This window comes from Consotaella salsifontis (assembly GCF_900167365.1).
GTDB classification, from domain to species: domain Bacteria; phylum Pseudomonadota; class Alphaproteobacteria; order Rhizobiales; family Rhizobiaceae; genus Consotaella; species Consotaella salsifontis.
Map to the genome: position 1 here is coordinate 82502 of NZ_FUXL01000013.1, position 19178 is coordinate 101679.

General features: G+C 62.5%; 23 protein-coding genes and 1 pseudogene. 2 read left to right on the top strand and 22 right to left on the bottom strand.

Going from position 1 to position 19178, the window contains the following annotated elements:
- The first annotated feature begins 30 nt into the window (after positions 1-30).
- Complete coding sequence (locus B5D38_RS16665; protein WP_245319312.1) at positions 31-1050, top strand: hydantoinase/oxoprolinase family protein; 1020 nt, start codon at positions 31-33, stop codon at positions 1048-1050.
- Positions 1051-1084: 34 nt separating this feature from the next.
- Here B5D38_RS16665 and B5D38_RS16670 read toward each other — a convergent pair whose 3' ends face one another.
- Both B5D38_RS16670 and B5D38_RS16675 read right to left on the bottom strand, forming a co-directional pair.
- A complete protein-coding gene (locus tag B5D38_RS16670) occupies positions 1085-1714 on the bottom strand; it encodes an amino acid kinase family protein (protein WP_078709570.1) in 630 nt (209 codons plus the stop codon).
- Between the two features lie 236 nt (positions 1715-1950).
- The gene (locus tag B5D38_RS16675) at positions 1951-2967 is read right to left on the bottom strand and encodes a dihydroneopterin aldolase (protein WP_131829944.1); all 1017 of its coding nucleotides are present in this window, start codon (positions 2965-2967) and stop codon (positions 1951-1953) included.
- Positions 2968-3199: 232 nt separating this feature from the next.
- Here B5D38_RS16675 and B5D38_RS16680 point away from each other — a divergent pair, with 232 nt between their 5' ends.
- Positions 3200-3448: an Lrp/AsnC family transcriptional regulator gene (locus B5D38_RS16680; protein ID WP_078709572.1), complete on the top strand. Its 249-nt coding sequence runs from the start codon at positions 3200-3202 to the stop codon at positions 3446-3448.
- Between the two features lie 9 nt (positions 3449-3457).
- Here B5D38_RS16680 and B5D38_RS16685 read toward each other — a convergent pair whose 3' ends face one another.
- The 20 genes and pseudogenes from B5D38_RS16685 to B5D38_RS16780 form a co-directional block, all read right to left on the bottom strand.
- Positions 3458-3742: a transcriptional regulator gene (locus B5D38_RS16685; RefSeq protein WP_131829945.1), complete on the bottom strand. Its 285-nt coding sequence runs from the start codon at positions 3740-3742 to the stop codon at positions 3458-3460.
- 105 nt (positions 3743-3847) lie between these two features.
- Positions 3848-5413, bottom strand: a complete 1566-nt coding sequence (locus tag B5D38_RS16690; protein WP_078709574.1) for a sensor domain-containing diguanylate cyclase — start codon at positions 5411-5413, stop codon at positions 3848-3850.
- Positions 5414-5884: 471 nt separating this feature from the next.
- A complete protein-coding gene (locus B5D38_RS16695; RefSeq protein WP_078709575.1) occupies positions 5885-6706 on the bottom strand; it encodes a hypothetical protein in 822 nt (273 codons plus the stop codon).
- A 399-nt stretch (positions 6707-7105) separates the two neighbouring features.
- Positions 7106-7762 carry a hypothetical protein gene (locus B5D38_RS16700; RefSeq protein ID WP_078709576.1) on the bottom strand — a complete coding sequence of 219 codons (657 nt, stop codon included), beginning with the start codon at positions 7760-7762 and terminating at the stop codon, positions 7106-7108.
- Positions 7759-8112 carry a CAP-Gly domain protein gene (locus tag B5D38_RS16705; protein WP_078709634.1) on the bottom strand — a complete coding sequence of 118 codons (354 nt, stop codon included), beginning with the start codon at positions 8110-8112 and terminating at the stop codon, positions 7759-7761. The genes B5D38_RS16700 and B5D38_RS16705 overlap by 4 nt, the downstream gene beginning before the upstream one ends.
- Positions 8109-8558: a DUF1937 family protein gene (locus B5D38_RS16710; protein ID WP_078709577.1), complete on the bottom strand. Its 450-nt coding sequence runs from the start codon at positions 8556-8558 to the stop codon at positions 8109-8111. The genes B5D38_RS16705 and B5D38_RS16710 overlap by 4 nt, the downstream gene beginning before the upstream one ends.
- Positions 8555-8947, bottom strand: coding sequence for a hypothetical protein (locus B5D38_RS16715; protein WP_131829946.1), 393 nt, complete (start codon positions 8945-8947; stop codon positions 8555-8557). Before B5D38_RS16715 ends, B5D38_RS16710 begins: the two co-directional genes overlap by 4 nt.
- 204 nt (positions 8948-9151) lie before the next feature.
- On the bottom strand, positions 9152-9373 hold the full coding sequence (locus B5D38_RS16720) for a hypothetical protein (RefSeq protein ID WP_078709579.1): 222 nt from the start codon (positions 9371-9373) through the stop codon (positions 9152-9154).
- Positions 9370-10614: a helix-turn-helix domain-containing protein gene (locus B5D38_RS16725; protein WP_116002798.1), complete on the bottom strand. Its 1245-nt coding sequence runs from the start codon at positions 10612-10614 to the stop codon at positions 9370-9372. The genes B5D38_RS16720 and B5D38_RS16725 overlap by 4 nt, the downstream gene beginning before the upstream one ends.
- Before the next feature lie 29 nt (positions 10615-10643).
- Entirely contained in the window at positions 10644-10814 is a 171-nt protein-coding gene (locus B5D38_RS22240; protein WP_165690885.1) for a hypothetical protein, read from the bottom strand.
- A gap of 56 nt (positions 10815-10870) precedes the next feature.
- Positions 10871-11536, bottom strand: a complete 666-nt coding sequence (locus tag B5D38_RS16730; RefSeq protein WP_078709581.1) for a trypsin-like peptidase domain-containing protein — start codon at positions 11534-11536, stop codon at positions 10871-10873.
- A 69-nt stretch (positions 11537-11605) separates the two neighbouring features.
- Positions 11606-11926, bottom strand: coding sequence for a hypothetical protein (locus tag B5D38_RS16735; protein WP_078709582.1), 321 nt, complete (start codon positions 11924-11926; stop codon positions 11606-11608).
- 168 nt (positions 11927-12094) lie between these two features.
- A complete protein-coding gene (locus B5D38_RS16740; RefSeq protein ID WP_078709583.1) occupies positions 12095-12319 on the bottom strand; it encodes a hypothetical protein in 225 nt (74 codons plus the stop codon).
- On the bottom strand, positions 12319-12786 hold the full coding sequence (locus tag B5D38_RS16745; protein WP_078709584.1) for a hypothetical protein: 468 nt from the start codon (positions 12784-12786) through the stop codon (positions 12319-12321). The genes B5D38_RS16740 and B5D38_RS16745 overlap by 1 nt, the downstream gene beginning before the upstream one ends.
- Positions 12744-13754: an N-acetylmuramidase domain-containing protein gene (locus tag B5D38_RS16750; RefSeq protein ID WP_078709585.1), complete on the bottom strand. Its 1011-nt coding sequence runs from the start codon at positions 13752-13754 to the stop codon at positions 12744-12746. Before B5D38_RS16750 ends, B5D38_RS16745 begins: the two co-directional genes overlap by 43 nt.
- 272 nt (positions 13755-14026) lie before the next feature.
- A pseudogene (locus tag B5D38_RS16755) lies at positions 14027-14290 on the bottom strand (hypothetical protein); the annotation flags it as partial.
- Between the two features lie 223 nt (positions 14291-14513).
- Positions 14514-15320, bottom strand: coding sequence for a gp53-like domain-containing protein (locus tag B5D38_RS22590; protein WP_078709586.1), 807 nt, complete (start codon positions 15318-15320; stop codon positions 14514-14516).
- An 11-nt stretch (positions 15321-15331) separates the two neighbouring features.
- Positions 15332-15628 (bottom strand): hypothetical protein, encoded by a 297-nt coding sequence (locus B5D38_RS16765; protein WP_078709587.1) that lies wholly within the window; start codon positions 15626-15628, stop codon positions 15332-15334.
- Between the two features lie 551 nt (positions 15629-16179).
- Positions 16180-16608, bottom strand: a complete 429-nt coding sequence (locus tag B5D38_RS16775; RefSeq protein ID WP_078709589.1) for a hypothetical protein — start codon at positions 16606-16608, stop codon at positions 16180-16182.
- 2 nt (positions 16609-16610) lie between these two features.
- Positions 16611-19178: a phage tail protein gene (locus B5D38_RS16780; RefSeq protein WP_078709590.1), complete on the bottom strand. Its 2568-nt coding sequence runs from the start codon at positions 19176-19178 to the stop codon at positions 16611-16613.

A 19178-nucleotide genomic window follows, 5' to 3' on the forward strand; every position in this document is an offset into this window, starting at 1 on the left:
GCCCATGTCGCGAAAAGCGGAAAAGGACCAATGGGACGCACCTTGGGATGGGACATCGGAGGCGCGTTCGTCAGGGCGGCTCTCGCCAGCGACGGACGGGTTCTGAAGGTCTGGCAAATCCCTATTCCGATCGCGCGAGGTCGCGGCGCGATCGAACAGGCCATCGACTCCATTCTCGGCGATGCCGGCGAAATCAGCCGCCACACCGTCACCCTGACCGGCGAGATCGCGGACAGCTTCGCGGACCGCAAGGCCGGTGTCGAGCAGCTGAGCTCGGCGCTTCACGAGCGTCTGGGCGACGACCTCTTTCTCTATGCCGGCCGGTCCGGCTGGTTGAGCGGAACTGAAGTCACCGGATATGCCGAGGACATTGCCTCAGCAAGCTGGCATGCCAGCGCCAGTCTCGCGGCCGAGGCGGTGAGCGAGGCTCTTTTCATCGACATGGGCTCCTCCAGCACCGACATCGCACCTATCGCCGAGCACCGTGTGCGCGCCGCCGGCTATACGGAGCGCGAGCGCCTGGTCTGCGGCGAACTCGTACCGCAGGGCTTCGTGAGGACGCCGGTGATGGCAGTGGCGGACGTCGTGCCGTTCGGCGGCCGCTCGACCCCTGTGCTCGCCGTGGACTTTGCGACCATGGAGGATGCGCAGCGCCTTCTGGGCACTCTGGAGGAAACGGGCGAACCGCCGGAGGATGATTCGGCGGCGCTCGACGCCACCTCGCGCGCACGGTTGGCCCGGATGGTGGGAATGGACGTGGCCGACGCCTCGCCCGAGGCGTGGAGCGCGCTCGCCGCCGCCTTTGCCGAGGCGCAGCTTCGCCATGTCCAGGACGCGGCCTTGCTGGTGCTGTCGCGCTGCGACATCACCAAGGATGCGCCCATCGTAGTCGCCGGCGCAGGACGGCCGGTGCTCAGGCGCCTCGCGGCGCGGCTCGATCGCGGCGTCATCGACTTCGCCGATCTCGTCGATTGTCCGTCCGGCCTCAGGGACGCCGTCTGCCTCGCGGCGCCAGCGGCGGCCGTCGCGCTGCTCGGCGGAAACGACTGACGAAATCAGGCATACGCAGCGGTCAAGCCGGCTGTCAGGCGGCGCCCTGCCAGCCCCGGGCGATCGGGCGTCCAGGAATGATGCCCTCGGCGAAACGCCGGCCTGCCCCGGCCAGATCGTAGGGTCCGGCGATGTGAACGTCGGCGCCCGGCGCCAGCATCTGCAGGAAGGCCTCGTCGATGATCTCGGCGCCGCGCAGGGCGAAGAGCGTGCTGTTCTCGGGCACGACGGTCTGCTTGATGAGCAGCACCCGGCGACAGCCGAGACGCGCCGCAAGCCAGGCCGACAAGGCATCGGCCGTCACGGCCCAGGTTTTCTCGATCTCTTGATGCTGGCACAGGAGGCTGTAGGGCATCCACACCGGGATTTCGCCCCTGGCGATGGCAGCCTTGATCGCCTCCTCGGAGTTGGCCGGCACCATGCGCTGGCCAAGGCTCGCCAGAGCGTGGCCGAACTGCTCCATGGCGAGGATCGCCATCTGATGGGCCGCCTCCTCGCTATAACCCATCTTATACTTGTTGTGCCGAACGGCATCGGCGAAAGGCCCGCCACCCGGAACGACGATGGAGGGAATGGACGTTCTCTCGATCGCCTCGACCCAACGCGCCAAATCGCGCAGCACGGTCGCGCTTCCGCCGAATTTCATCACCAGAACGTCATTCATGGACAATGGTCATCTCCCTTTGGGCACAGCGGCCCTTCGAGATTGTTCTTTCAAGGCTCCGGGCACGGCCGCCCTTGCGAAACAGCGCGGGCCGACAGCGCGTGCTCGGCTTGGCCGGACGGTGGCCTTCCTAGGTGCCGCCTGCCAGAGCGCGCAGCGATCGTCTGAGGCGGGTCGCGGGTCCATGCCCTTGGCTTATCCTGCCTTGCTTAATTAAGAATTTTCACCGTCATCGATCAACCCGGCGCGGCGCTCCGCCGGATCTCGATGCCGGCGGCACCGGAGCCCAGATCGAGCTTCTCGACCCTCACCATGACGCGCTTGACGCGCTGATCGGCCAGCACATCCGCCGCCAGGCGCTCCGCCATCGCCTCGACGAATTCCAGATGCCCAGCCTCGGCGAGCCGCCCGATCGCGTCGGTGATGATATCGTAGGAAAAGACATCGGCCATGTCGCGCGGCTCGCGGGGATGACGTATCACCTCCGCCTCTACCGAAAAACGCACTCTTTGCCGCATGCCGCGCTCGTGGCTGTACGCACCGACGGTCATGTCGACCACATGGTCCCGCACGAAGACGACATCCGTGGCTACCTCTTCCCCTTCGCGCTCCGCGGATGCTGCAGACCGGACGAGCCGACGCATCTGCGCGAGAGCCGTACCGTCAGGGCCGCGCCCACGGTCCTCGCCGCGCCAGCGCCCGCTCCACAGGATCATGTCCGGCGCAAGGGCGAGAAGACGCGGCACGTCCGGCGGTTCAAGTGCCCCGGCGAGTACACTGATCAAGCCCGCTTGTCGGCAGGCTTTGACGAAGCGCGCGAGCACGGCGGGCGAGCGATGATCGAGAAGCCGATTTTCCCCGGTCGGCGGCGCCAGAAGGACGCCCGCAAAGCCCTTCCCCTTCAGCCCTTGAAGCTCGGCACGAGGAGGCGCCTCGGTCGCGATCCAGGCGATCCGGCGGGGACACTCCTTCGCCATCCACCGGCAGCCAGAGGCGACGCCTTCGTTCATGGAGGGCGGAAGCACCATGGCTTCAAACCCCGCCAATTCCGCCTCGCGGCCAAGTGCCGAGGAAGCGAGAGCTTCGCTGATTGCCATCCAGACGGGGGTGCCCGCCGCCGAGACGATGACATCATGTCGCTGTGCGGTCGGCGCATCCGCCGAGCCGGGAATAAAGAACAGGCGATCGGCGCCGCCCTCGAGCGCGGTCGCCACCTCTGTGGGGTTCGTGATTGCGACGATGAACTGGGTCACGCCATCTCCGAAAAAGCTGCGGGTTTCATAGCGCCGGCGCCCCTCATTGGGCAACGGCGCCGAAAGGCAACATCGCCGAAGCGTCGACCGCACACCATTTCCGTCGTGGATCACTCACCGCGCACCATTGCGCCTTGACGCAGCGCGCCGGGCAGGACACAGCGGGGAGGAACCAGGGCGCGCGGCAAAGCCCCGCCCTACTTCGTGCCTCTGAGCCTTCGGGAGCCGATCGATGAAGCCGATCTTCGTTCAGTTCAAATGCCGGCCCGGCCAAGCCTACAAGGTCGCCGACACGCTGGTCGAGACGGTCGAGGAAATCTCGGAGGTCTATTCCACCTCCGGTCACTACGACCTCATCGCCAAGTTCTATCTCGACGACGACAAGGACATCGGCAGGTTTGTGACCGAGTCGTTGCAGCCGCTCGACGGTGTCGCCGACACCTTCACCCTTGTCGCCTTCAAGGCCTTCGGCCGCGCCTGACGCGCCAACCTAGCCGTCGTTGGCCGCGTTGAGCTCCGACGGCTTCAGGCCGGCTTCCGTGCCCGCGCCGCCGCGCTGCAGTCGGACGCCCGGTCCGCCGCCGTCGGCGGGCAGGAACTCGACGCCCGCCTGCTCCAGCACGCGCTTCATCGTGACGATGTCCTGCTGGGCGGGACGTTTCAGCCCCTTTTCAAAGTCTTCGACGATGGCGTTATCGAGGTGCGACGCCTCCGCGAGCTTGCGTGTCGTCCAGTCAAGCAAGGCGCGGGCGGCTCGGCATTGTTCAGGAATCATGATGATCTTCGACTCGCGTGAATTTCCCTCATGACGGAAAGCGCCATTTCGCGCCGCGCGCAACGACTTCGATCAAGAATTTCCACTCCCATGCACAAAGCGTGATCAGCCGACGACCTCCACCATCGTGCGGCTCTCGTCAGACGCCGGCGAGCGAAGCAGGTCGGCATCGATGGCGTCGCTCCAACGCACGACGCGATTGCGTCCGTATCGCTTGGCCCGGTAGAGCGCCATGTCGGCAGCCTTGACGAGAGTGGATGGGGAGCCGACCACTGCGCGACGCGAAAGCGGCGTCACAGTGGCGCAGCCAACGCTGACGGTGATCACTTCCGATGCCGCGCTGCGGGGATGGCGGATCGCCAACGCCTCGATGGACGCGCGCAGGCGCTGGGCGATCCTCAAGGCTGCGACGGCGTCGGCATGGGCCAGCACCAGGGCAAACTCCTCTCCGCCATAGCGCGCCGCCATGTCTCCCTGGCTGCGGGTGAGCTGCCTCATGCATTGTGCCACCCGCTTCAGGCAGACATCGCCCGCCGGATGGCCGTATTCGTCGTTGAAGTCCTTGAAGTAGTCGATATCCACCATGACGACGCTGACGTCCGCGCCGCTGTGGCAGGCCGCATCCCAACACGCATCGAGGTGCAGGTCGAAGGCGCGGCGGTTGTAGAGCCCGGTGAGCCCGTCGCTCGTCGCCAGATGCGCGGCGGCGCGTTGGCCGGCCGCGATATCCCGGGTGATGCGGAAGCCAAGCAGACCAATGGCGAGCACAAGGGCCAGAGCGGTCAGCGCGTGATAGACGAAGTTGATGCGCCAGGCGGCCAGAACCTCGTCGATCGATCGCGCGGCAAGCACGACCACGGGATAGTGAGTACCGCGCATATAGCCAGCGACGCGCTCGACGCCGTCGTAAGGCGAGGGAGAACGGAAGGTGCCGCGGGCATCCTCGGCGAAGAAGCGCTCGAAATGAGGCATCTGCCTGAAATCGAAATCCTTCAACTTGGGCAGATAGGGAAAGCGAGTGTAGAACGACCCGTCCCTGCCGAAGAAGGTGATGCTGCCGTTCTTGCCGATATCGAACTGCGAATAGAGCGTCGTGAAAAAGTCGAGCCGGATGCCGGCGATGACAACGCCGCCGAAGCTGCCGTCGGGTCGGTTGATCCGCGCCGAAACGGTGAGCATGCGCTGGCCGATCGTCCTGCTTTCGACCGGTGGGCCGACAAAGACACCATCGGTGTTGTGTGTGCGATGATACTGAAAATAGGCGCGGTCGGCGAAGTTCAGCTTGTCCTCATCGAGGTGGAAGGACGTGGCAATGCGGTTGCCGGAGGCGTCCATCACGTTGAGCGCCGTCAGTTGGTTGGTGCGATCCACCATCTTGCGCAGCATCGCCGTGAGGGGACGCTCGGTCTGCGCCGTCATGGGCGTCATTTCAACATATCGGGCGATCCCCGACACACTGACGCTCGCCATTTCCAGCGTGTCCTCGGCCTGCTGAACCAGGGAGCGCGAGAGGTTGACCAGAGAATCCTGCGCGTTGCGCAGCTCCTTCTCGCGCGCTTGGTATTCGGTCCAGCCGAAGAGCGACAGAATCACGGCGCAGGCAAGCGCGATCGACACCCGCAGGGCCAGCAATGCCCGATCGGCCATCAGTGCGCGCGGCAATTCGTCCATTCGTTGCTCTCGAGGAGAAGTTCGCACGACTGCATATTGTCGATGGGTCTCTAAGCCGGCGTTAATCGACAGAGAAAAGAGTACCCATCGTTTCGGCCGTGCTTATCTCATGATGAACGAATGGAGCCGGCGGGCGAGTTGGACCGAGCCAACCCCAGCCATAGACAGCAGCCAACGAAGCTGGCGGCTGGTCCGACATTCGCTCAAGAGCCAAATCCTCGCGTGCAAGGTGCGCACGAAGCCGCCAGGTCGCCAAGCGCCGCGATCATTTCTGGGGATTACAAAATGGTGCTGCGAGAGAGGATTGAACTCTCGACCTCTCCCTTACCAAGGGAGTGCATAAATCGCAGATGCCGAGAAATGCTGGCTTTTGCGCGATGATGATGACGGAAACTTCATGATCTGTTCTCGTGTTTCTGTCCGGTATCTGTCAGAGCCGAGCCTCACGAATGAGGCCCGGCCGCACTCGTTTCACGCCACCCCGTCTTCGACCGCCCTCCGCCAGTAGCTGACAGTGCTCGCTGACGCGCCGGTGCGCCGAACTATCTCACGATTGCTTAGGCCATCGTTGATGCCCGTTAAGACAAGATCGCGATACGGAGCCTTGTTCGGCCTCGTCGCTTGTGCCGGCGCACACGAAGCCGCAATAGATTCTGACACAGTCTCAATCAGATTGATCTCGTATCGCGTCGATGTCGCCTTCCCGCCGTGCATCCTGCGGTTCGCCTCTCGCAGCATGTCCAGGAGGTTGCCAAGGGTGACGGGCGTGTCGTCCCCAGCAGCCCGCAGAGGCTCGTCAGCTAGCGCCGCATCAGTGCCGTCGGCATCTAGCCGGTCGGCGACCAATTCAAGCCGTGTGGCCGTCTTGGCCAAGCTGATAGCTTTGTCGATCTTGGTGGACGCGCGCCTCTGGTGCTCACGCACCGCGACGGTCTTTCCGTCGGCCTTGGCGCGGCGGTAATCCATGAAGACGGTGATGAGTTCAAATCGGACGTCAGGAGCTCGCGGCGCGTCTGATCTGATGACGATTAGGACAGCCTGCCCTTCATTGAGCCAATAGACCTTCCCAGGCCTGCCGCCCCTTTCAGAGGTTTGTGTCGCGGTGACACAAACCTCTCCGTATCGCATCAGCTCGGTCTCGTTCCGTTGAATAAGGCGCAACAACTCCTGTTGCCTGCCCATCCCAATGGCTGCAGCGAGCTTATGGTGGCTCACCCGCGGCTCGGCGTCTATCCCAGCGTTGATGTCCGCGATCGAAATGGAGCTTACTGTAACGTCCGCATTGGTGGTCATGGATTGCGGGTCTCTTCATCGTGGCTTCTGAAGGCCTAGCCAGGATGGCCCTGGCAGCCGGGAGTTCAGAACCTGCTGAAGAGACAGGCCGGCGGCTTTTAAGCCAAAGCTCTGGACATAGCGCACCGCTCCCGGCCATAATGGCCAGGTTCGGCGCGCTCGCCAAAGCGCACCAGCACATCGCGCTCACGCGCGCATGCATTGGCAACTCCGCCGCAAACGGAGCCTGCCGATCTTCAGTCCGGGTTCTGACGCCCGCCAACAGCATTAACAGATTTCGCTCCCGATTGCGTCGGTCGAGCCACGATATCTCTTTCACGCCGCGATCACATATCTGTGATAAGGGAACCGAACTGCGGCAACAAAAAAGCCCCGCCGAAGCGGGGCTGAATTGATGGCTCAGGCGGCTCGCCTTCGATGCGATATGTCCGCCAGAAGACCTGCAACGGCGGATTCGAGATCGGCCAAGCCTCCCCCATTCACGAGCCGAAAATCCTCTCCGACAGCAGCCTGCACAGCATCGCTCTCGATCCCCGCCGGCCCGACATGGCCGGGGCGCTCAACGCGCACGATGATGCCTCCTTGCGCTTTCAGCCATGGCGCCTCGTAGACCACCGACTCGACCACGATCGGGCGCCCATGTGCGATACGACGTGCAACCGCGATCTCCATGGCGAGCGTCCATTCCACGCCCATATCGGCGCCCATGAAGTGCCCGAACCGCTCAAGGAAATGCCGCGGAGCGACGCCGCCAGGGAGATGCGGCGACGGTCGATCCTTGAGGATGCCATAGACCATCTTGCGAGCCTCGCTGACATCGCCTGTGATGTGCTCGAAGTAGGCGACGGCCGCCTCTTTGCCGCCCTCGAAAGCGTGGGTGCGCGCAAACCCATGGCGATCGACGAGGACATCCGCGACGCTCGTCTTGCCGACGTTGCGGAGGCCGGTGAGCCCGATGATCATCGGTTCACGGTTGTCGTTCGCCGCGACATACCGATCCGGATCGCCGAAGGTTTCGGCCATGAGGTCGTGATACCAGCTGATTGCCATGTTCATCCGACCGTCTCCTCTTCCTTGACCTTTCGCTTTAGCTCCTCTGGTGCCGGCGGCACATACCCATCAGGATCGGCCGCGATGTTGCGTAGAGATGCCAGCGGATCGCGCACGAGCGGCCGGAACCGACGCGCCGCGAACGGCATGTCGTCGGCGCCATAGCCGCCCGGATCGACGCCGCGATCGATGCCAGCCAGCTTCACGCCGAGGAACTCGCCATCGATGTAGTGGCGATACATTCCCAGCCATCTGATCGTGTAGACCGCACCCTTGCGGATGCCCTGATCGATGCTGACATGGTTGAACTTGTCGTCGATGCAGACGACTTCCTGGCCGACGTGGAAGTGGTTCACCGCCCCGCGCTCCACAGCTCAGCCGGATCGACGTAGACCACCGGCTTGCCGCCGGCCAGGAATGTCGCGATCTCGTGCCTCAGCCCGAGGCTGTCCTCCCATGTCTCCATGGTCAGCACGACAAGCGAGCTCGCCGCATCCATCAGCGGCTCGTCTTGATGCTTCCATATCGCCCAATCCATCGGGTCGATACCGCCCCACGTCGCGACGGCATGGCTGTGAGCGATCGGCGATACGACGCGCAGTCCCATCGCCATGAGGATGGCGGCTGCCTTGCAGGCCAGGTAGTTGGCGACCGTCTGCCCTGCCGGGAACTTGCTGTAAGGTGTGCCGAGATAGGCGTAGCCCGGCAGATCCTTCAACGGCGCGATGCGGTCCAGCAACGGCGCGTTGTCGTTGGCGGCACGCGGCGCGGCTTCCAATCGGGTCTTGATGGCGGTGATCATTCTGCGGCTCCGTCGATGTGAAGACCGATGAGGGTGGCTTCGTCCGGCGACAATTCCACCATGTCATCGCTCGCCTTGATGACCGCAGCCGCCGCCAGATCAATGATCGGCCGCAGTTTGTCGCGTTTGCGCCAATGGCGTCGCTCGACAACCCATTCGCTGCTAGGCTCCCAACCGTCACATGCTGGCAAAGCGTAGTCGCGTTCCGCTTCTTCGCGCGTCCGCCAATGCTCGCGACGGAACGGCCAAACACCGACCATCTTCGGTTGCTTAATGAGCTCCGTGATAGCCGCCTCGCGCGCTTCGATGCGCTTGGCCTCGTTCTTTTCATCGGCTCGGCGCGCGTGATCCAAGACAACAGCTGCACTAAATCTTGCAGTCGCCATCATCACTTCTCCTCAGTGGTGGTGTGGTGGATTATCGCTTGCCGACTTCGGTGGTGGCGCGCGGCAAGCGATAGGTTGTGTCGCCGTCGATCCAAAACCGACGCTCGACGAATTCGAGCCAAACGCTCGTCCCTGTGGTGGTGGTCACAGGGAACCATGCAAACTACCGATGCCAGCGGGCCGGGCGGCTATTCCACATGCTCCATCTCATGCCGCCGAGTCCTTCCCGGTAATAGCCTTGATGTAGCCATCGCCAGCTTCATCCCAAATAATCGAAACGTCGGAGTCTAACCGCTCAACAGCCCCCAAAAGAGCATGAATGATCAGAAGCGGAGACATAATAGCGATAAGTATCGGCGTGACGATTGTGACAGTAACCACTGCTCTCACCCACCGATTTCTGATTTTCCAAACATTGAAGAATTTCATGCCGCCATCTCTCCTGCCGGATTGTTGTCGTTTGCGGCGCCGGCGACCATCTCTGGCCGCAGCGTCGACCTAAAGACCTCCCCATGATCTCGGTGATAGGTGATAACCTTGGCCGAGCGGCCCGACAGCCAGCCGCCGCCAGCGGCGAACGCGTCTGGCGCGGCAAGCGTCTCGTGCCGCTCCACGTACATCAGAGCGCTCTTGCGCCCTTCGTCGCTGTGCAGGTGGCCGATGTGGGCGTAGGCGTGCCGCGACCGGCCGAATATCTCTCTGAATTGACCCGCCAATGTCGCATCGACGTTGCCGATCCCGCGCCGGTGGCCATGATGGAAAAACAGCGCCGTCGATCCCCACTCATAGGCATAGTAAAGCGACGGGCTGTTATCGACCGAGACGCGCGTCTCGGTCTCGTACATCGCGGCGAGCATCTCGCGCAGCCATGCCGAACTCGCCGGATCGTGGTTGCCGCTGGCCATGATGATGTGGACATGCCGATGCCGCTGAAGAAGCATGTCGATGACGCGCCGGATCGTCCTGATTACGATCCTGATGACCTTTTGCAGCCGGCTATCTGCGTCCAAGACGTGCCGATGCAGCGGCGTGACGCTCTCAAGCGCGTCATGGTGCATCAAGTCGCCGATCTGCGCGAGCACCGCGGTGTGGGCTTGCGGCGCCGTCTCTATGGCCGCCGCGAACCAATCCACAAGCAGCCGCTCGGCAATCCGCAGATCGTAATCGGAACCCGTCTCCTCACGCCACGCCAGCATGCCGAAGTGATTGTCGGTCACGGCGTAGAGGTTGAGGAGATCCCCAATAACGATGGGCGGCCCATCCGTCGGCGCGATCCGCGGAAGCCCATCCTTAAGCGCCGCTGTCGCGGCAGCGAATACCGCGGCTTGCCGGTCGGCGTCGGCGCGAGCCATGACGTGCTTGTGAATGACACGACCATCAGCATCGACCAGAGCCGTGACGCCCTTCAACGCCATTCCTGCCGGCAGGGTGAATGGCTGTCCAGACGCTCGCCGCTGCTGAATGTGTCGCTTCTCGACACGGCCCTCGGCGTCTTCGGTCGTGCTGACCTGCCGAATGGAGAACCCAGGAATGACTGGATCTGTGCCGCACATGCCGCATTCGGCCGCGCGGTGAAGGCGCGATCGGAATGTCTGCCGCTTGAGGCCGAGCGCGCGGGCGGCCGCTGTAATGCTACCGTACTTGCGGTAAGCCTCAGCCGCTGACCGCATTGCATCTTCGTTCAGTGGAGGCGTCGGCATCAGTCGGTCACAACGCGATATGCGATCACGCCATCGTGCCCGTTATAGAAGGACCACTCCAGCGCGCCTGCGAACGCCGTGAACGTGGCGTGGCACTCTGTCTCGACTTCAACGCGCTCGCTCCTGTCGACGGGCATCGGCCCGCCCCCCCATCTAATCCAGTCGCTCATGATGTTCGTCCTAAATACAAGAAAAGCCCGCCGACCAATCGGTCAGCGGGCGCGTGTCAGTGCGTTCGCGCAAGAAGGGCGCATGCAGTCTTGGCGGGAACGACAACGCCAATACCCGTGAGACTGCTCGCCAAGCCCATCGGGGCGATGACATCGCCAACGACAATGCCGACCACATCGTCATCATCATCGTAGACTGGCCCGCCGCTGTTGCCAGGGGATACCGACAAGTCGACCATGACTGCCGATCCCCACCGGCCAGCGGCACCCGATACCGACGACACGCGCCCCCACGATGTTACGAATTCAAGCCCGAGGGGATTGCCGACGGTTTCGATGGCTTCCCCGATGTCGGGGATACGGCAGTCGAGATGCGCCGCTGCTGGCAGTGATCCATCATCGATCTTGATGAGCGCGATGTCGTAGGCGGCGTTAGTCCACATTATGACGCCATCCACGGCATCGCCGAGACTGGTCTTGATGCTCGCGGTCGCCTCCTGACCAACGACGTGCGAGGCCGTCAGAATGAATCCGTGACCGATATGGACGCCGGAACCTAGCGACGCTCCTGCCGTGACCTTTACGGCTGACATCGCTGGCGCACCCAATGGCGCACGCGGGGCTGGGGCTACTGCTGCGAACGCGACAACTGCAGATATGGCGAACGCGCCATACCAAAATCTCTTGTGCATGGTGGGCCTCGGTGTGGTGGAGAAGGCCATCCCGCAAAATCGTGGTGGAGCGGCAGCGTCGACCTTCTGAACCCACCGTATTACTATTTTACCATTTTGTCAATGTTTCGGGTCGATCCAGCGATCAAGGCGGGCTCTAATGTCCCTGATATCGCTACCCAGAGAGGAAATGGCGCTCATGATCTGCTCTGTCGCCTCACGATGACCAGCCTTTGAAACGTAAGTTTCGGCGACGTGCAGACGGTGCTCTGCCAATTCCGATCTGGCAAGAACGGCGGCGGCGATGGCCGAATCAGCTTGCTTGGTCGCGTTGGCCTCAGCCTGCCGAATGCGGCCATCGATCCGCCACCAGAATCCACCGATCGCACCAAACACAGTGATCATGAACACGACGGCGGCCATAAGTTCGTTTGCCGTCATGATGCCGCCTCGCGACACGCTCTGGCCTGGTCGCGCAACCCACCATAATCTTGCATCATCACTCGCAGCGGCGAGTCGGCAGGAAGCTTGTCGATGTCATCAGCCGCCCTGCCCTGCTCGTTCGCTGAATATGCCCGGATTGTAGGGCATGGCGCCACAATGTCTGGCCTAGAACCGCCCGTCGCGCAGGCGCTTAGCGACATCATCACTGCGGCCATCAAGATCAGCCTGTGCCATCGCATCGGCCACCTCCTTGCCGCGCACCGCGGCATCCAACTCGGCCATGACCCGGCCAATATCATGATCCTTCTGGCTCGCTTGCCGCGCCTTGAGCCAAGCCATCGCGGCATCGGCGAACGCCGCGATGAAAAGACCTAAAATCTTGGCCACCATCAGATAGTCTTCAGGGCGTCACCGCTTGCTGCGGCGGCCTCCTCGACGTCTAGCCTGGCGATGATCTTCTCGGCGATCGCATCCATCCCGCCCATCCAGTTGATCAGCCACGTGGGGCCATGATTGACCGCATACCTGGCAGCCTGAGCGACAACGGCATTACCAACGTCGACGGTGAGTGTCTTGCCCTTGGCCGCGCCGGCAGTGGCGTTGATGCCGTAGGCGAGCGCTTTGCCAAGCAGCTGCTCTGCCTGCATGGTCTTGAGGACCTGGACGATAGACGACGGCAGGTGACGGAACGCCCACATAATGACTGATCCGGAGATGGCTAGGAGAAGCGCAGCCACGTCTCCGACCCACTCTCCCACCGGGAGAGAGACGGCAGTGTCGGTAATGGCCTCGGCGGCGTAGGCCGTGCCCGAGATCAGGCACAATGCGGCGATGGCCGCAGCGAAAATGCGCAGCATGAGAAACCCTCAGTGGTGAGATGATGTGGTGGTTGTGCCGCCTCAAGGGCGGATACGCGCCGCTCGAGATCTGAAATTCGATCATCGACAGTGGCAGGCTTGGCGACGAGCGCGGCTTTGATAGCGTCTATGGTTTCGTCGCCGGCCCATCCATCTGGAAGGATGCCGGCGATCTTCTGGAAAGCGACGACTGCAGCCTCGGTCGCCGGTCCAAAATCCCCGTCGATCTTTCCTGTGTAGGAGCCGACGGTCGCCAGGTCAGATTGGAGCGCTCTTACGTCTTCGCCTCTTGATCCGCGGTGTAACGCGACGGTGCTCTTATCGACGGCTGAGGCATCTTCCGCCGCATCTGCCGGTGACCATGAAGTGTCCCTAATCCCCTGCCACTTCGCGAATGCGCTGGCGAGCTTGAGGTGATATCGGTTCTTGGCATAGCCGGCCCCGTTGTAGCCGCGCGCGAATCCCGTCCAGTCGTGTCGGCGGAGCTCATCATCGAGGCCGGATGCCGTGATGAATGATACCATCGCGGCAAGGTGAGCCTCTTCATCGGCCATGAATGCCGAAACCAATGCGTCCACCGACGCGAATCCGGCGAGGCTCGCGTTAAACCCCATGATCTGACCGAGCCCCCACGAGGCCGACCGAAGCGCCGCCGCGCGATTGATCGCCATTGCCCCGATGAGGCGAGGATAGCTGTCGGATGGATACGGACGCTCACCCCACGTCCTATAAGCAAGCCCGGCGGTGACGGCTCTGGCGCGCTCGGCGTCGGAAAGCTCACGATAGAAAACGTGCGGCTCAAAGAGCATCCGAGGGCGCCCCTTGGCATCAAACCCAGATCCCCCTCCAGTCTCCACGTCAAGGACGGCGTGGAGTTCATCCTCGCCCACGCCGATGGTTGCAGCGATGCGAGGCAAATCGATGTCGTCGAGGCGCTTCGCGGCGCCCCTGAAATCGGTCGTAATCATAACCTCTCCGTGTCGTCTTTAAGACTTATCGAAGATTTCGATTTATATGAACTCACATGAAAGAGGCGCGTGCTACCAGTCGCCCAAAAGCACGAGGATGACTTGATGGGCCGTCCGCCACTCAATATTCATAGGGTTACTATAAATATCCCTGAAGACCTGCTTCAGTGGATCGACCATCACATTCGCCCGCAAAAGCGACGCCAATTTGTGACTGAGATGTTGCGCGCCAGTCAGCACACAATAGATGCCGCCGAAAAACTATCGGAAGATTAGTCAGGCCACTCGAAAACTGGCAGCTCCGCGAGAAATGCCTCCACGGTCGGTTGCTCGCGCTCACCCGCCTCGACGGCGGCGAGCTGCGCCGTGGCATAGGTCCACACGGCAGACCGCCAAGCGATGAGAGCTTCCGCTTCGGCGGCAAATTGCGCGTTGGGATCGCCCCGATAGGTCACGGCCGCCTGGATGCTGTCGTAGCGCCTCTCGCGCGCTTTGGCGTCGAGGTGGGCCTGTACGGCCCGACTGTAGTCGCTCTCTGTCAGCGGCGGCGGTGGCGGATCATAGGCGACCACCGCGCCATCCTGCCAAATCCGCCGCCCTGGATGGTCGACAAAGTCGCGCCATTGCGCCTCAGTGATCTCCACCGCATCGGCCGGGATATCCGGGTGCCGGGCGCCGTCAGGCCGCACCGGGAATAGATCCTCGCGCCAAAAGCCGTCCGGGTGGCCATCGTCAAACTTGGCATAGGTCTTCATCGGCTCAGAATCCTATCGAAATCCACTGCGCGGGCGTTGTTTCACCGACAGGCGAAGCCACCCCGACGATCGCCCTTTTGCGGACCACAAATCCCGTCCTACCGAGCTGCGAGCAATGGCAGACGATCAAGGCGCTGCCGGAGATCGAATCGAATTGAGACGTCGCGACCACAGCGGCGCACCCCGATGGATAGACCGAGGGGAAGTTGACGACGGTATCGCTGAGGCCGGAGGTCTCCGTCCCCCATTGCACGACGAGGCCCGAGGGCAAAAGCTGATACCCGTTGCCGGCGAGGCTAACCGCAGTCTGCCAATCGCCCCAAAAATTGCCCAGATCTGAGTTGTCGACCTGGAGCCCCAGATTGGTGTTTTTCCAACCGATCCGCAGCTTATTTGAGTTTTGCCCGGCCCCTCCTCCCTGTTGCACGGGCGTAAAGCCGAGCGCCGGCTCGGCGCCGAGGGTTTGCAGCGCCGCCGCCGCACTCTCGTCATCCAGCACCGTCCGCATGTAAGGCGATACGGAATCCCTCAGCGTCGTCACCAACGCGGCAAGCAGATCATTGCTTGTCGCCGCGCTCGCCGCGTCCGCCCGCGTCAGATCAATCGCGTAGGCGCTCGTCGCCGTCCCTCCGGGCCAGGGATAGGCGAGCGTCAGTTGTGTGTTGCTCTGGACTGCCGCGATAGGGACCGACAGCCCCTGGAGGCTGAACATGCCGCCGTTGACGGCAGCAATCGCCCAGGCCGTGCCCGATCCAGTGACAACAGCAGAGCCCGCCGTCACCGTAGCGGTGCCGTCGTTGTAGATGGCCATGGGGCCTCCGATTAATCAGCGCGGTTGTGGAAGATGATGTACTTGATCGGCATCGTGTAATTCTTCACAGTGTTGTAAAGAATAAAGCCAGTCTTTTCATGCCTCAGCGTGATGTATGGCCCGCTCGTATCGCCTGACGCCGTGGGAATGGTGAGGTCAATATCTGCGTCCGCAGGGACGGGCGCAGTAAACCAGCAAAGCGCGAAGAATGCCCCCGGAATTGGAAGGGCTACCGTGGTATTGGCGCCGCCGCCTAGCGTGGCATTACCGACGATCCATGGCTTTAACGACTTAAACGTCTCCGACAAAGCGAGGCCTTCAGGAGGCGCGGTAGCCGCGTCGAACCCAGGCAAACCGACCCGAAACGCTCCGGGCGCAACGTAAACTCGCCTCGTCATTTACTCGAACACGAAGTAGTAGCCGTCACCAGACGTGGGACGAAATCCATTGACGATCTCAATGTCTCCAGTGTCTTCCGACAACGAATACCCGTCAAATCTAACGCCCCCATCCGGAGATGAGGCCTGAGAAGCCGTTCGGTAATCTCTAGTAAAGCTGTCGCCCGTGCTCCGCTTGAATGTCATGGATATGAATACGTGAGCATTCGGCATCAATGGATAGAATTTACCTAGACCAACGCTCCAGTAGTATCGGTACCTAGACCAGATGACCCCTTCTGAGTTCAGAAAATCACTGTGGTCGATTGTAACGGCGAAGGTTCCGGAAAGCGCGACCCGCGATATCCGGTCCCTATCGGTTAGGAGCAAGCTGCCGGAAGTAGCCACATCCACGTCATAGCCTGGTTTGGCAACAGCAAGCCCGAAAGCGCCTCCAATCTGCCCGATTTGCAGCCTTTTCGTCACGACGAGTAGACCCAGTAAAATGCGTGTCTGATGTACCAACGAGACGAACCACCAGATGGCGGGGCACGATCACGCCCTATGGTCACGCTGGTGCCGCTGACCGATCGGACGTACCGCCCGAAAAAAGCTAAGGTGAAGTTGGTCGGGGAGACATACTGCGATGGGGCCACCAGAACGAGCCGAACCGTAGGTATGACATCGAACACTGCCGGAATGGAAAACGTCTGATCCGTATTGCTTGCGGTCACATCGTTACCGCTTGCCGGCGTAGCGGGATCGATCAGAAAACCGGACGCGATCACCCTGCCCGAGAACGCCCAATTGCTGTCGAACACCTTGTGCTCATCGGCAAGGGCGGGGTCGGCGTTGTAGCCCGCCTCTGAGATGATGAGGCGTCCGGCGTTGATATAGGTTCGGAGAGCCATGGTCAGTCGTAGATCGAGATTGTGCCGTTGGTGCCGTCGATCACCAGTTTGCCGTTGCCGCTTTGGAGCGTGTAAAACTGCGCGACGTTGAGCTTGAGGACCCCGCCCTCATAGACGAGCGGGAGGTAGGCGTTGGCGCCGTCGGTGACGATAAACTGGTTGGCCATGTTGACGATCCTGCTGCCGCCGTCTCCCATCGCGTCGAGATAGATGCCGCTGTTGGCATAGCCGCTGGCCGTCGATGCTCGCACCTGGATCGACAGCCTTGCTGAGACGCCAGCCGGCGCCGCGACGGCCTCAAATCGGATCAGCCCGTCTGCCGTCGCATCGCCCACCGCAGCCTGGACGCCGGTCAGCGCGGAGGCTTGCGCCGAGACGGTGCCGTTGAGCGTCGAGACACTGGAGGAGAGACTGTTGAGCGCCGTTGCCTGCCCCTGCACCTGACCCGACAGATCCGTCACGGTTGCCTGGACGGCGTCCGTCCGCGTCGCCAGCGCCTCATCCTCCGAGGCTCGCGTGGTGCGTTCCTCTATGATCTGCGCCGAGAGCTGCCAGCCACGGTCATTTTGCGCCAGGGCCTCGGCAACCACTGTTGCGTTGGTGAGAGCCACCGATGAGGCCAGCCCCTCGATAAGGGACTGGAGTGCGTAAAAGTTCTGCTGGCCGTAGGTCAGGACTTCTTGCACGTCCTCCTTGAGGTCGATCAGCCTGACGGACAGCTCCTCGTCGCCCGTCGTGACTGTCACCGGCCCCGCCCAGGTCACGCCGCGCGGCGGGCTGGCCGCCACGGTGCCCTCGATCTCGTAATCGGTGCGCGGCAAAACGCCCTCGGCGAGGATCGCATCCGTCTGCGGCGCCGACTGGTCGATCTGGATGACCTTGGTGATCATCTGGCTGTCGTCGGCCGCCGCCCAGTAGCGGATCACGACGGAATCGACCGTCACATCGTCGATCAGCGTCCAGTAGGCATAGAGCGCCGGATAGGTGCGCCCGTCCTCGCTCGTCACGGTCGTCGGCAAAGCACCAAAGCCAGGCAGCGTCGAGACGTACTGCGGCGGCTCCTGCCCCACCCTCGGCGTCCGCTCGGGGATGACGACGGAGCTGTCATAGACGCCATTGCCGATCTCCTGGAGGGTCAGCGTGACGTTGCGCGCGCCCTGCGCGTTGAGCGGCGCCAGCGAGCGCCCGACCACGCGATAAGTCCGGGTGCCGTAGCGCGCCGAGGCCCACGATATCCAGTCGCCGACCTCCAACACGACCCATCTCGGCCGCACCGTGATCGTCGCGCTCGCCTGATAGCGGTTTTCACGGAGCGCGATATCACCAAGCCGGATCGCCTGCCCCTCGTTGTCCACGGCCTTCCAGTCGATGGAGATGCCGTGCCACTCCCTATCGGCGGCAAGCGCGGTATCGCTCACCTGGGGCTCAAACGACGCCTGAGACCAAAGATCGGAGGGGTTGTTGTAGGAGCCCCACACGGCGTTGATCAGCGAGGTGCGGGATCTCTTGGCCTGGAATTTGCGAGGCGCATCGACGATCAGGTCGGCGTCGGTCAGCGTGGCAACCACGGGCTGATTGGCCCCCACCATCGGATAATCACCGTCGACGCGCTCGATCAACATCGCCGCAGCAGCGTTGAGCACCGGCTCAAGGTTGTCCTGATGCGTGATCCCGTCGCCGGCCTCATAGATGTAGCCCGATCGGTAGCGCTGCGATCCATCAACCGTCTCGTCGCAGACGTTCGCCGCCGCCATCCACGCCGCGACGGGCAGGTCTGAGGCCGGCATCCCTTTGCCGATGATGAGCTGATCGCCGATCCAAAAGCCGCGCTCATAGGCATAGACCTGGATGATCGGATTTTCCGTATACTCCCACGTGCTCGGATCATTCCACCGGTGCGCCCCGGAGCCGCCAACAGAAGAGTCCTTGCGGGGATCGTAGAGCGGCGCACCCTCGATCTCGAAAAGCAGCTGCGGGACGGCTGACATATCGTCATCGTCCCACTTGGCCGTTACCACGGCGTAGGCGACGCCATAGCCGACATGGGCAGCGGTCCAGCGCCCCGCGGGGTTGCTCTTGGCCACGAGGTTCGGGTCTGCGGCCGTCTGTGTCCCGTCATAGACCTTGATCCTGAGGTGACCGACCGCCGCATCCTCGGAGCCCGTCGCGATGACGGCCGCGCCCTCGGCGGTGATGTCCGTCGTGCTGAGGACGTACCAGTACCCGTTGATCGCCACGCGCTTGACCGACGTGATGCGGCTGTCGGAGAGCACATAGACCTTCTGGAGACGCTTGTTGCTCTTGCCGTCATAGGTGTTGGAGTAGATGTCCTGACCGGCCGTCGCGACGAGGCCGACCGCGATCTGGCGTCCGACCGTCCCGCCATATTGCACCTCGAGCTTCGTGCCGCCGGTGCCTTGTGCCTTCGGCTTTTTCGCAAACGCCGAGCCGGCAAGCGACAAGCCGATTCCTACAGCGGCCACGGCCGCTTGGCCGATGAAGGCGGCGAAGGATGCAGACGCTCCAGCCGCCGTAGCGATCGCCGCGACCGCTGCTGCAATGATGGCCAT

What these genes read in the sequence shown, in the direction of transcription:
- B5D38_RS16680 (WP_078709572.1), top strand. Translation starts at nt 3,200, where the DNA reads ATGAAGCCGATCTTCGTTCAGTTCAAATGCCGGCCCGGCCAAGCCTAC.
- B5D38_RS16730 (WP_078709581.1), bottom strand. Translation starts at nt 11,536, where the DNA reads ATGGCCTTCTCCACCACACCGAGGCCCACCATGCACAAGAGATTTTGG.
- B5D38_RS16725 (WP_116002798.1), bottom strand. Translation starts at nt 10,614, where the DNA reads ATGCGGTCAGCGGCTGAGGCTTACCGCAAGTACGGTAGCATTACAGCG.
- B5D38_RS16750 (WP_078709585.1), bottom strand. Translation starts at nt 13,754, where the DNA reads ATGATTACGACCGATTTCAGGGGCGCCGCGAAGCGCCTCGACGACATC.
- B5D38_RS16780 (WP_078709590.1), bottom strand. Translation starts at nt 19,178, where the DNA reads ATGGCCATCATTGCAGCAGCGGTCGCGGCGATCGCTACGGCGGCTGGA.
- B5D38_RS16710 (WP_078709577.1), bottom strand. Translation starts at nt 8,558, where the DNA reads ATGATCACCGCCATCAAGACCCGATTGGAAGCCGCGCCGCGTGCCGCC.
- B5D38_RS16775 (WP_078709589.1), bottom strand. Translation starts at nt 16,608, where the DNA reads ATGGCTCTCCGAACCTATATCAACGCCGGACGCCTCATCATCTCAGAG.
- B5D38_RS16670 (WP_078709570.1), bottom strand. Translation starts at nt 1,714, where the DNA reads ATGAATGACGTTCTGGTGATGAAATTCGGCGGAAGCGCGACCGTGCTG.
- B5D38_RS16745 (WP_078709584.1), bottom strand. Translation starts at nt 12,786, where the DNA reads ATGCTGCGCATTTTCGCTGCGGCCATCGCCGCATTGTGCCTGATCTCG.
- B5D38_RS16720 (WP_078709579.1), bottom strand. Translation starts at nt 9,373, where the DNA reads ATGAAATTCTTCAATGTTTGGAAAATCAGAAATCGGTGGGTGAGAGCA.
- B5D38_RS16685 (WP_131829945.1), bottom strand. Translation starts at nt 3,742, where the DNA reads ATGATTCCTGAACAATGCCGAGCCGCCCGCGCCTTGCTTGACTGGACG.
- B5D38_RS16690 (WP_078709574.1), bottom strand. Translation starts at nt 5,413, where the DNA reads ATGGACGAATTGCCGCGCGCACTGATGGCCGATCGGGCATTGCTGGCC.
- B5D38_RS16740 (WP_078709583.1), bottom strand. Translation starts at nt 12,319, where the DNA reads ATGGTGGCCAAGATTTTAGGTCTTTTCATCGCGGCGTTCGCCGATGCC.
- B5D38_RS22240 (WP_165690885.1), bottom strand. Translation starts at nt 10,814, where the DNA reads ATGAGCGACTGGATTAGATGGGGGGGCGGGCCGATGCCCGTCGACAGG.
- B5D38_RS16700 (WP_078709576.1), bottom strand. Translation starts at nt 7,762, where the DNA reads ATGAACATGGCAATCAGCTGGTATCACGACCTCATGGCCGAAACCTTC.
- B5D38_RS16735 (WP_078709582.1), bottom strand. Translation starts at nt 11,926, where the DNA reads ATGACGGCAAACGAACTTATGGCCGCCGTCGTGTTCATGATCACTGTG.
- B5D38_RS22590 (WP_078709586.1), bottom strand. Translation starts at nt 15,320, where the DNA reads ATGGCCATCTACAACGACGGCACCGCTACGGTGACGGCGGGCTCTGCT.
- B5D38_RS16715 (WP_131829946.1), bottom strand. Translation starts at nt 8,947, where the DNA reads ATGATGGCGACTGCAAGATTTAGTGCAGCTGTTGTCTTGGATCACGCG.
- B5D38_RS16665 (WP_245319312.1), top strand. Translation starts at nt 31, where the DNA reads ATGGGACGCACCTTGGGATGGGACATCGGAGGCGCGTTCGTCAGGGCG.
- B5D38_RS16695 (WP_078709575.1), bottom strand. Translation starts at nt 6,706, where the DNA reads ATGACCACCAATGCGGACGTTACAGTAAGCTCCATTTCGATCGCGGAC.